This is a genomic window from Stutzerimonas stutzeri (genome assembly GCF_000935215.1).
In the GTDB taxonomy this organism is placed as follows: Bacteria; Pseudomonadota; Gammaproteobacteria; order Pseudomonadales; family Pseudomonadaceae; genus Stutzerimonas.
This window is the reverse complement of record NZ_JXXD01000240.1, coordinates 77,796-88,723: the sequence shown is the minus strand read 5'-3', so window position 1 is coordinate 88,723 and position 10,928 is coordinate 77,796. Positions and strand designations below refer to the sequence as shown.

The following is a 10,928-nucleotide window of genomic DNA, read 5'->3' as shown; positions in this document are numbered from 1 at the left end:
TGCCGGGGGGAGGCGTCCATACCATCTGAAGAAGACTTCCAGATTTGGCAAAATAGCCCAACCCCACCCGCCGAGCTTTCGCCCCCATGAAGCAGATGACCTTCGCCGACGCCGAGTACGCCGGCAAGCGCAAGCAGACCCGCAAGGAGTTGTTCCTGATCGAGATGGATCAGGTGGTGCCGTGGAAGGGGTTGATTGCCCTGATTGAGCCCCACTACCCCAGGGGTGAAGGTGGCCGTCCGGCTTATCCGCTGATGGCGATGCTGCGGGTTCATCTGATGCAGAACTGGTTCGGCTATAGCGACCCGGCCATGGAGGAGGCGCTGTACGAGACCATGATCCTTCGCCAGTTTGCGGGGCTGAGTCTGGAGCGCATCCCAGATGAAACGACCATCCTCAACTTCCGGCGCCTGCTGGAGAAACACGAGCTGGCGGTGGGCATCCTGGCCGTGATCAATGGCTACCTGGGTGACCGCGGCCTGTCGCTGCGCCAGGGCACCATTGTCGACGCCACGCTGATTAACGCGCCGAGTTCGACCAAGAACAAGGACGGCAAACGTGACCCAGAGATGCACCAGACCAAGAAGGGAAACCAATATTACTTCGGGGCCAAGGCACACATTGGTGTCGACGATGAGTCGGGCTTGGTGCACAGCGTGGTGGTCACGGCGGCCAACGTGGCGGATGTCACCCAAGTCGACAAGTTGCTGCACGGCGACGAGAACGTGGTCTGTGCCGATGCCGGTTACACCGGTGTCGAGAAGCGTCCGGAGCATGAGGGTCGCCAGGTGATTTGGCAGGTCGCTGCACGGCGTAGCACTTACAAGAAACTTGATAAGTGCAGCCTGCTATACAAAGCCAAGCGCAAGATCGAGAAAGCCAAGGCCCAGGTGCGCGCGAAGGTCGAGCACCCGTTCCGGGTGATCAAGCGGCAGTTTGGCTACGCCAAGGTGCGCTTCCGGGGGCTGGCGAAGAATACGTCTCAGATGGTTACGCTGTTTGCCCTGTCGAATCTGTGGATGGCTCGCCGACATTTAATGATGAACGCAGCAGAGGTGCGTCTGTGATGCAGGGAATAACCGCTGCGGCGTGCTCGCAGCGGTTGAAACACAACAGCGGACAGACGAGCTGATCGCTTTTTGATCAGCTTCTGCTTTGAAAATCAGCGGAGTCTGAAGTCAGCCAGAAATGGGCGGCTATTTCAGAGCATCCTTAGTAGTTCCATGTGCTAGATCAGGTTCTGATTTTACAATCTTCCTCAATCGGCTTCTGAATACGACCAGTTTCATCCAGCCTGGCGGTAATGAGCAGGTGAGCTGGAACGGTTCCACCCATTCTGCGGATGTATCCCTCTTTCTCAGCAAGCATGTTCACCTCTCTTGCAGAAGGTAATGACGCAGAGCGCGCGTAGCCTGGCGTTTTATCTCATCGCTGACCTCGCTGCTGGTTGTCAGGCTGTTAAGGAATCGGCGCACCTCCATAAGTGCGGCAGTGCGTTCGATCGGCATAGTCATGGTGTCTCCGCAGCTCATCAAAATATGCTGGCCACGACAGCTGGTTCTGCTGTCTTCCGGGTTCCTGTGCCCAAGAGGATGTAAACGCTATTTTGGGTTTCAAAAAGGCAGTTACTTTTTCGATCGACCAGGAGCGTGCTTCTGACCCAATCGCCTGGAGAAAATCGACGAGCACTATCTGTTACTACGGTGTGGGCATAGAGAACGATTGGCTGAAAACCTTGCTCTGTAACCAGCGCTTTTTTGTCATCTGAAATATCGAGATCGACGAGAATCCATCGTCTCACTGAACAGTATGGTTTTCCAGGGCAGAGCTCTTGAGCCAGCGCGATGCCAGCTGCCTCATCGTCAGAGGCGTTATGTATTTCCTCGCTTTCACTTGATAGGAAATCACTGATTATTTTGATGCGTGTATCTGTCATTTAATGACCTCCGGCCTGCGACCACGATTACTTTTGCCTGAACTTTGATCCACGTGCTTGCCGTCGATGATTTGCCGAGCCAATGACGCGAACGGTCACACAGAATCCACACGCTTCCACTACTCGGGCTATGCGGCGCGACATCAAAAACAAGCCAACAACTGCTGCCTGTAATGTTGAGAAAAGCTGACCTGATAAGCTGGCTCAGCTGCAAAAACAGCTAGCGAAATTGTGTTCGTTGCCCCCGACTCAATAGCCTGACCAGCCCGACCTAAGGCTGCACCATCCATCCCATCGATATGGCCGGCTGTAACAATCAAGTCAGGGTCCAAATCCGGGGTCGGTATCGAAATCCGTACTTCATTCAATACCGCCAAGTCATCCGGCAAGTCATTTGCTATTCGCTCCGCAAAGCCCTGCAGTTTTGGTTCCGCCAGCATGAATAGCCATGCTTGGTGATCAGATTCACCTGTGCGCCGAAGCACCCGTCCAAGTACTTGCCGGTAATGCAGCTCGGTGCGGATACGACTGAGATAGCAGCACACTTGCAGGCGCGGGATGTCGGTGCCTTCGCTGATCATTCCCACGGCGACAATCCAGCGGCAGCCGCTGCTCCGGAATGCATTGATCACCTGCTGCGCATCTGGGGTTTTGTTGGTCACGATACGGCACTCTTCCCCCATTGCTTCCAGAGCGAGTGCAACTTGCTGAGCGTGTTCAATATCGGTGGCCACCACCAAACCAGCTGCATCGGGTTTGGTCTGGTGTAGCTCGTTCAGCTTGTTGCGGCCAAGGTCGAGGATTGGATTGATCACCTCGTCATGGCGCAGCAGTTCTTCATAGGTGACAGGCGACTCGCCCAACAGCTTGGCTATGCTGGGAAACAGCCTTACGGAACTGTCCGCACCCAGTTCTTCCGTGAGTTTCACTTTCTGATTGTCGAGCAGAACAATGCGAGGGGATCGGCACACACCATCCGCAATGGCATCTTTCAAGCCATAACGGTAATCGCAGATCAGATACCCCTCGGGCGACGAGTAGCGCGCCAGGGCGATGGCCTTGTCGTCCGAACGCCAGGGCGTACCAGACAGGGCTAATGTGAAGGCAGCGCGATCCTGTATCCGGTGCAGTATCTGCTGCCCCCAGGCATTACTGAGCAGGGGATCATGGCCGGCGCAATGGTGGATCTCATCGAAGACCACCAGCACTCGGTAGTCATCAAACAGCTGCCAGAATCCCTCATCACGGTATTCCATGGCCTGATAGGTATAGGCGCCACCGACGGCACCTATCTGGCCGTCGAGACGTCGGCCTAGCACAGTGGCAAAGGTCGAACGAAAACCCTCAACGACCTGGCAGGACGGCGCAAAGCACAGCACCAGATCAATTCTGCCCTGTTCAATCAGTCTGCTGGCCAGCTCAGCGGCCATGCGCGTCTTCCCAGCCCCCGGCGTTGCCTGGCAAAAGAAGTGCGGCGTGACGGTGAAGTGCTCCAGCGCCTTGGTGATGCAGTTGTTCTGCCAACTGCGTAGCGATCTACTCATCGTGGCGTAGCGAGCGTTTTGAGGGTCTTTTCGATGGCGCGTAGATGGCCCAGAAGACGAGAACTGCGATCCCTAGCCTCCAGGTAATCGCCTTCAACCTTGTCCCGCAAATGTGGCATCTCGTCCAGAAGCAGCTTGAATCGCTCCGCCTCGCCCATTGAAGTGAGAAAGTCCAAGCGGATTTCCTTGTGGAGCGCCTCCAGCTGCAAATCCGTATTGGCTGATGGCTTAAGCGGCAAAGCTTCCACGTCGAAAACTGCCGTGTCTGGTTCGGGCATTCCGGCAGCCATCAGGCTGTTCTCAAAACCGTTTTCGATCAGTTCCAGTTGCAGATGTGCCGGAATCGGCTGCAGGTGGTAGACCTGCCCTCGAACACGACGATCCTCATCCTGCGCAACCCAGCCCGCGCGCACTAATCGACGAATCTGCTCATACACATAGCGGCGCACATCGGTGATACGAAAATGTGTACCACTCAGGCGAGCGGCATAGGCATCGCGCAGTTCACGGGTCGTAAAGGTTGTACGCCCTTGCTCCTGAAGCAGCTCATACAGACGCCTGTCGAAGATAAACGAGGCCGATTTCATTGAGGCACCAGAAGAGTTAGCGCAAGAAAAATGCGGATTATAGTCCGTGGCCCGTGCATCCGCAAACGCACGATAGTGCCGCCTCAAGTTAAATTGAGACGGTCATGGATAAGTTGGCGAAAGCGTTAGGGGAACGCATCCGAGTGCAGAGGAAAGCCTGCCGGATTTCCCAGGATGCATTGGCGCTGGCGTGCAATATCGACCGCAGCTACGTTGGACGGATCGAGCGTGGCGAGGTCAACATCACCGTCGAGAAGCTCTACCGCATCGCAGGCGAACTCGCCTGCGATCCTTCAAGCCTTCTGCCACAGCCATCTGAAATCTAACCCGAGAACGTAATACGGTCAGACCGCAGCGCCGCTACTACCTTGTCCCAAACCGCCAGTCGCCGTCAGCATCTTCAAAATCACCAAGGCAAACGCCCGGCTCTTGGTCTCGTTATCCAGCACTTCCAGCGAGAGTTTCTCGTGGTCCGTCATGGCGTCCAGTACGGTGTCGAGCACCCGTTTGGGGAACAGGCCGTGCATCACTTGGTCCACCGAGTGGTTGTTCACCTGGGCCATCACATCTTCCTGACGACTGATGCGCTGGGCGATGCCGGTGAGGAATTGCAGTTGGTCGTCGTCGCTCACCTCGGCACCGAAGATGTCGTTCAGCGCTTCGATGATTTCTGACAGGCGTTTCTTCTCCGGGTCATGCGGTTTACCGCTGCCTACGTCGCTGCCGGGCTTGAGGGTGTATTCGCCATCTTCCTCACTCAGTCGTAACTGGTGCTCGGCGCGCTTGCTCAGGCGGTAGTGGCTCAGTTGCAGCTCGCCCACGTCCACGTGGTCTTGTTGCAGGCGATCCACGCGCAGCAGCGGGTGCAGGTGTTTGGCATACACGCACAGCTGCTCCAGCTCGCGGTCCTCATAGGGCACGATCTGCGAGAGGAACTCGTACAGGCGCACGAAGCTCTGCAGGTTCTTGCGGAACAGGTCGAGTTGGTCCACCTGCTCGCCGGCTTCTTTCAGCGCGTGTTCGGCTTTTCTCAGGCCGGCACTGTCGCCATTGGCTTCGGCAGTGCGCTTGTAATCCAGCGCCTGCTGACGCGACTCAATGGAGAAGGCATAACGCTTGGCAAAGCGCTCCTTGGCCGGCGTGCAGTAGTAGCTGAGCTTGCTGGCCGCCGCCTTGGGGTCGAAGAAGGCCATGGCGAACGCCTCGACCTCCTGCCAGTGATAGATACCCTCGGCGTCCAGCTTCTTCTGCAGGTCATAGATGATCTGCGGGTCGGTCACGTCGGTCAGCTCGGCCTTGGTGTAGTACGGCAAGAAGGCGTCGAGAATGTCCTGCGGCTCGTTGAAAAAGTCGAGGATGAAGGTTTGCTTGCTGTCACCGAAGGTGCGGTTCAGCCGCGACAGGGTTTGCACGCAGTCCACGCCTTGCAGCTTTTTGTCCACGTACATGGCGCATAGCTTGGGCTGATCGAAGCCGGTCTGGTACTTGTTGGCCGCGATCATCACGTTGAAGTCTTGGGTGTCGAACGCCTGCGCCAGGTCGCGGCCATTCAGACCAGCGTTAAGCAGGCTGCTGCTTTCCGTTACCTCTTCGGGGATCACCTCATCCGGCAACACGCTGCCGGAGAACGCCACCAGCGGGTGCACATCGTTGTAACCCATCTGCTGCACATAGGCTTTCAGCGCCAACTGGTAACGCACCGCTTCCTGACGGCTGCTGGTCACCACCATGGCCTTGGCCTGGCCGCCCAGCAGACCACGGATATTGGCGCGGAAATGCTCGACGATCACCTCGACCTTCTGGCTGATGTTGTACGGGTGCAGGCGTACCCAACGGGCTAGCTTGATCCGCGCCTTCTTGCTGTCCACCTCGTCGTCTTCGCCATCCGGGTGGGCGATCTTCCAGGCGGTGCTGTAGGTGGTGTAGTTGCGCAGCACATCGAGAATAAAACCCTCCTCGATGGCCTGGCGCATGGAATACAGGTGAAACGCCTCCGGCTTATTGCTAGAGCTGGCTGGCAGCGTCGGGTCGGCCGGACGACCGAACAGCTCCAGGGTCTTGGCCTTGGGCGTAGCGGTGAAGGCGTAATAGCTGATGCGCTCATTCGGTTGGCGCGCCTGCACGGCGGCGTCGAGCAACTCTTCTGCGCTGATTTCTTCCCCTTCCAGGGCATCGCTGCCGAGAATCTGTTTTAGCTTGCTGGCCGATGAGCCGGTTTGCGAGGAATGCGCCTCGTCGGCGATCACCGCATAGCGCCCGCTGGCCAGCTTGGGGTACTTGTCCAGGGCATCGAACAGCGCCGGGAAGGTCTGGATGGTGACGATGATGATGCGCGTCTGCTCGGCCAGCGCTTCGGCCAGTTGCTCGGATTTGCTCTGGCTGCTGGTTTCACGGTTGATCTGCTTGACCACGCCCTGGGCATGCTCGAACTGGTAGATAGTGTCCTGCAGCTGCTTATCCAACACGGTGCGGTCGGTAATCACGATCACCGAGTTGAACAGGCGTTGGCCGTCAGCGTCGTACAGCGAGGCCAGTTGATGGGCGGTCCAGGCAATGGAATTGGACTTGCCTGAACCGGCGCTGTGCTGGATCAAATAGCGCTTGCCCGGCCCTTCGGCGCGGGTGGTGTTGATCAGCTGGTTGACCACTTCCCACTGGTGGTAACGCGGGAAGATCATCGTCTCCTTAGTCACCGGCGTGCCGTCGAAGCCTTCGCTGGTTTTCTTGTCCAGGTGCAAAAAGCGCCCCAGCACCTTGAGCCAGGCATCCGGCTGCATCAGGCGTTGCCACAGGTAGCCGGTGGCGTAGTGGCTGTCATCCTCCGGCATTGGGTTGCCCGCGCCACCTTCCGCGCTGCCGAGGTTGAAAGGCAGGAAGAAGGTGTCTTTTCCCGCCAGTTTGGTGGTCATCGCCACTTCGTTCTGGCCCACGGCAAAGTGCACCAACGCGCCGCGCTTGAAGGTCAGCAGCGGCTCGGGTTTACGCGTGAGTGGGTCTTTTACCGGGCGGTCGTAACGGTATTGGCGCTTGGCGTTTTCCACCGACTGCTTGAACTCGCTTTTCAGCTCCAGCGTGGCGGTGGGGATGCCGTTGACGAACAGCACCAGGTCCAGCCGTGGGTTGTAGCTCTGCCCACCGTTAGCCACATCGCGCGTATGCGGCGAATAGGACACCTCCGGCACCACACGCAGGCGGTTGCATTGGTAGCGCTTGAGGGTGTCCGGGTTCATGCCGTGGTCGGGCTGAAAGCTGCACAGTTCCAGTCGTTGCCCCAAATGTTTGAAACCATGACGCAGCACATCCAGGGTGCCGCTCTGCTCCAGTTCGCGCACCAGCTTTTGCACCAGCACTTCATCCGGGTTATTCGGGTTGGCCTTGGCGAATTTGTCCCAACGCTCCGGCCAGGCTTCTTTGAAATAGCCCAGCACATCCTCGGTATACAGCGCCGTGCGGCGGTCGTAGCCGCTGGCTGTGCCGACTAGCCAGCCTTGGGCGGCCAGGGCGTCGATGATGTCTTGTTGAAACTGAGCTTCCTTGCTGTCCGCCATTACACGGCCTCTTGTGCTAATTCGGGAATTGGTGCGCTGGACTGTGGCTGCCAACCGCGCACGTCGATTTTGCCGGTAACGGCCGCGGAGATTAGGGCGGAGCGGCGTTCTTGGAGCAACTTGATGCCCTCTACAGCTTCTTTGCTTAAGAAATTAAACTGTGCTCTTAGCTTTTTTACTGCGGCAACAATCTCAGTCACCTCGTTGCTTGGGGGGATAGGTACATCAATTGATTTGACGATATCAGTGTTCAAGTTCGGCTGCCCCGAGCCAGCAGCCCTATCCCTAAGCCCCTCAGTCAGGGTCGCCAGATAGAGATATGAATACTCTTTGTCCAGAGAGATATTTTCGAAGCCAACAACTCCGTCATTAGCATTTGCGTCGATCATCAGTATTTTCGGAACACCCAAGGTCGCTCCGCTATTTGAAAGCAGCAAAGTGCCCTTAGAAAAAACCCGGCATTGATCGCTGCCTTTCTTTGTCAGAAACGTCTCTGTTTCATCCAGATAAATTTCATCGTCTTTCGTTATTTCTGCAACTGTTACCCAAGGTGAATAATCACCATTGAACAGTTCTGGATCACCGGCTGGTCGTGGTGAGCCTCCTCTGACAACAGAAGAAATATACCCAAACTTGCTTACCACCCAATGCGCCGGCACCTCGCCCAGCCACTCCACGCCGGAGTCTTTCATCGGCACCGTGGGATCGAGGCCTTTGGTGACGACGTGGGAGATCACGGCCTGGCGCTTTTCCTTGAGCAACGCGATCAGGCGCTGCTGCTCTTCGATCAGTGCGTCGATGCGGGCGGTTTCGTGGTCGAGGAAGCGGGCGATCTGGGATTGCTCGGAAGCTGATGGCAGACAGAGCTTTAATTTTTGAAAATCGGCATTTGAAAGATGGGTTTGATGCACGCCATCGTCATTCTGCATAAGCCCAGGGTGACGATCTAACAAGTAAAACAAGAAGCGAGGATGTGCCCTTTCTGCCGTGATTCGGCACACCCGCTGATTCACGGCGTACTTACCGTGATCACCGACGTAATATGCCCGAGCAAGTGCCCGCCCATTAGGCAGGTCGCTCATCACCATCAATATGTCGTTTAACGAAGCAGGCGTTAGATTAACACTGCATGTCTTAATGGTTTGCCCCGAGGTAGAAACGAACCTAGAGTTAACGCAAATATAGTCGCCATCATCATCAATATATGGCTCGTGTGCCTTGCCCTGAGCAAAGCTAACAAGATCGCCGAGTCGTTTTGATGACCAGTCATTTGGAATGTCGCCCACATACTCGATACCTGACGGTTTCATCTGCTGGTATGCAAGCAAGCTCATGCCGACAGCCCCTCAATCATCTGCTTGATGCGGTCGGTGCAGGCTTTCAGATCGCGGTCAATATCGGCCAGCGGGCGCGGTGGCTGGAACACGTAGAAGTGGCGGTTGAAGGGAATCTCGAAGCCGACAATGCCGACTTCGCCATCCAGCGCATCGGTTTTGCTTTCGTCGATCCAGGCATCCGGTACATGAGGGATGACTTCGCGCGCAAAGTACTCGTACACCGATTCGCCCAGCGGCACGTTTTCGTTATCGCGCAGGCCAGCATCCGCTTCCGGCTGGCCTTTGCTGGTGCAGATATCCGCCTCGGGGTCGCGCTCGCTCAGGGCGCTCATCAGGGCTTTTAGCTCCGGCGTGCTGAGGCTGACGTTGTGCGCGCTGAGGGCTTTTTTCAGCAGCTTGCTGAACTGCTCGCGATTGCGGTGCAACGGGCTGGCGTCCATCGCTTGCAGGGCAGCGAGCAATTGCTGCTGGGCGGCGGGTTCGAGTTTCTGGATAGCTTTTTCGTCCAGCACCTTGGCGATGCGTTCGGCGCTGGTTTGGAAGTTCAGGCGCAGCGGGCGTTCGACGGTGATGCGCCGGTAGCCGAAGGCGTCGATGGGGAAGATTTTGCTCTGCGCGGTTTGCTCGAAGCTGCCATACAGGCGCACCAGCTCGCTGATTTGATCCTCGGTGATGTACTGGCGCTTGCTGCCCAGCGACTTGCGCATCTTGGCGTAGTGCTGGCTGCCGTCGATCAACTGCACCTTGCCCTGGCGAGCAGCGGCTTTGTGGTTGGAGAGAATCCACACATAGGTGGCGATGCCGGTGTTGTAAAACATGTCGGTGGGCAACGCGACGATGGCTTCGACCAGATCGTTCTGCAGCAGGTAGCGGCGAATCTCCGACTCACCCGAGCCTGCGCCGCCGGTAAACAGCGGTGAGCCGTTGAGGATGACGCCGATGCGCGAGCCACCGTCGCGCGGGTCACGCATCTTGCTGACCAGGTGCAGGAGGAACAGCAGCGAACCGTCGGACACACGCGGCAGGCCGGGACCGAAGCGACCGTCGAAGCCTTTGTGGCTGTGCTCGTCGGTGATCTGCTTCTGCACTTTCTTCCATTCCACGCCAAACGGCGGGTTGCTGAGCATGAAATCGAAGCGCTTGTCGGCCAGTTGGTCGTTGGACAGGGTGTTGCCGAGCTTGATACTGGCCACGTCCTGACCCTTGATCAGCATGTCCGCCTTGCAGATGGCATACGACTCGGGGTTGAGCTCCTGGCCGTGCAGCGACACGCTGACCTTCTCGCTGATGGACTGGATGTATTCATCACCCTCAGACAGAAAGCCACCGGTGCCGGCGGTTGGGTCATAGATGGTGACAATGCTGTTGGGCGCGAGCTTGTGGTCCTGATCGGTGATAACCAAGGATGTGGTGAGGTGCACGATATCGCGCGGGGTGAAGTGCTCACCGGCGGTTTCGTTGGAGCTTTCCGCAAACTTGCGGATCAGCTCTTCAAAGATGATGCCCATGCCGAAGTTGCTGATGCGCTCAGGGCTCAAGTCAGTGGCGGCGAAGCGCTGCACCACCTGATACAGCAGGTTGGCGGTTTCCAACTGCTGAACGAAGTCTTCAAAGTGGAAGTGCTCGAAGATCTCACGGGCGTCCTTACTGAACGCCTGCACATAGCTCATCAGGTCGGCGGCGGTTTGGGTGTCGGACAGCGTGCCGAGGGTCAGCGGCGAGGCGTTGAAGAACTGCTGGCCCGCGGCGCGTAGCAGGATCATTTCGCGCACGGTATCGGGACGGCCTTCCTGCGCAAAGGTCTGCTTGATGACCTCATCCTTGGTCGGCGCGAGCACGCACTCCATCCGGCGCAGCAAAGTGAACGGCAGGATGATGCGGCCGTACTGCGACTGCTTGAAGTCACCGCGCAGCAGGTCTGCGATGGACCAGAGAAAAGCGGCCGTCTGGGAATGGTTTTCCGTGTTCAAGCTACT

Annotated in this window: 10 protein-coding genes; 2 read left to right on the top strand and 8 right to left on the bottom strand. The window is 57.3% G+C overall.

Annotation, left to right across the window (positions count from 1 at the left end; translation table 11 throughout):
* Nucleotides 1-86: 86 nt before the first annotated feature.
* Nucleotides 87-1,067 (top strand): IS5 family transposase, encoded by a 981-nt coding sequence (locus LO50_RS20630; protein ID WP_044316201.1) that lies wholly within the window; start codon nt 87-89, stop codon nt 1,065-1,067.
* 166 nt (nt 1,068-1,233) lie between these two features.
* On the opposite strand, the gene LO50_RS25610 is transcribed toward LO50_RS20630, so the two are convergent.
* From LO50_RS25610 to LO50_RS20620, 5 genes are all read right to left on the bottom strand, one after another.
* Nucleotides 1,234-1,368, bottom strand: coding sequence for a hypothetical protein (locus tag LO50_RS25610; protein ID WP_269061542.1), 135 nt, complete (start codon nt 1,366-1,368; stop codon nt 1,234-1,236).
* A 2-nt stretch (nt 1,369-1,370) separates the two neighbouring features.
* The gene (locus LO50_RS25710; protein WP_419187262.1) at nt 1,371-1,508 is read right to left on the bottom strand and encodes a BPSL0761 family protein; all 138 of its coding nucleotides are present in this window, start codon (nt 1,506-1,508) and stop codon (nt 1,371-1,373) included.
* 23 nt (nt 1,509-1,531) lie between these two features.
* The gene (locus LO50_RS24800) at nt 1,532-1,936 is read right to left on the bottom strand and encodes a DUF6957 family protein (RefSeq protein ID WP_074861154.1); all 405 of its coding nucleotides are present in this window, start codon (nt 1,934-1,936) and stop codon (nt 1,532-1,534) included.
* A gap of 143 nt (nt 1,937-2,079) precedes the next feature.
* The gene (locus tag LO50_RS20625; RefSeq protein WP_044316200.1) at nt 2,080-3,480 is read right to left on the bottom strand and encodes a DEAD/DEAH box helicase; all 1,401 of its coding nucleotides are present in this window, start codon (nt 3,478-3,480) and stop codon (nt 2,080-2,082) included.
* Complete coding sequence (locus LO50_RS20620) at nt 3,477-4,067, bottom strand: hypothetical protein (RefSeq protein WP_044316199.1); 591 nt, start codon at nt 4,065-4,067, stop codon at nt 3,477-3,479. The genes LO50_RS20625 and LO50_RS20620 overlap by 4 nt, the downstream gene beginning before the upstream one ends.
* A gap of 104 nt (nt 4,068-4,171) precedes the next feature.
* Here LO50_RS20620 and LO50_RS20615 point away from each other — a divergent pair, with 104 nt between their 5' ends.
* Complete coding sequence (locus tag LO50_RS20615) at nt 4,172-4,393, top strand: helix-turn-helix domain-containing protein (protein WP_044316198.1); 222 nt, start codon at nt 4,172-4,174, stop codon at nt 4,391-4,393.
* A gap of 18 nt (nt 4,394-4,411) precedes the next feature.
* Here the strand turns inward: LO50_RS20615 and LO50_RS20610 are convergent, their stop codons facing one another.
* Genes LO50_RS20610 through LO50_RS20600 form a run of 3 tightly spaced genes read right to left on the bottom strand, consistent with a single transcriptional unit; the run spans nt 4,412 to nt 10,922 of the window.
* Nucleotides 4,412-7,615: a type I restriction endonuclease subunit R gene (locus LO50_RS20610; RefSeq protein ID WP_044316197.1), complete on the bottom strand. Its 3,204-nt coding sequence runs from the start codon at nt 7,613-7,615 to the stop codon at nt 4,412-4,414.
* Entirely contained in the window at nt 7,615-8,949 is a 1,335-nt protein-coding gene (locus LO50_RS20605) for a restriction endonuclease subunit S (RefSeq protein ID WP_044316196.1), read from the bottom strand. Before LO50_RS20605 ends, LO50_RS20610 begins: the two co-directional genes overlap by 1 nt.
* On the bottom strand, nt 8,946-10,922 hold the full coding sequence (locus LO50_RS20600; protein WP_044316195.1) for a type I restriction-modification system subunit M: 1,977 nt from the start codon (nt 10,920-10,922) through the stop codon (nt 8,946-8,948). Before LO50_RS20600 ends, LO50_RS20605 begins: the two co-directional genes overlap by 4 nt.
* Nucleotides 10,923-10,928 lie beyond the last annotated feature (6 nt).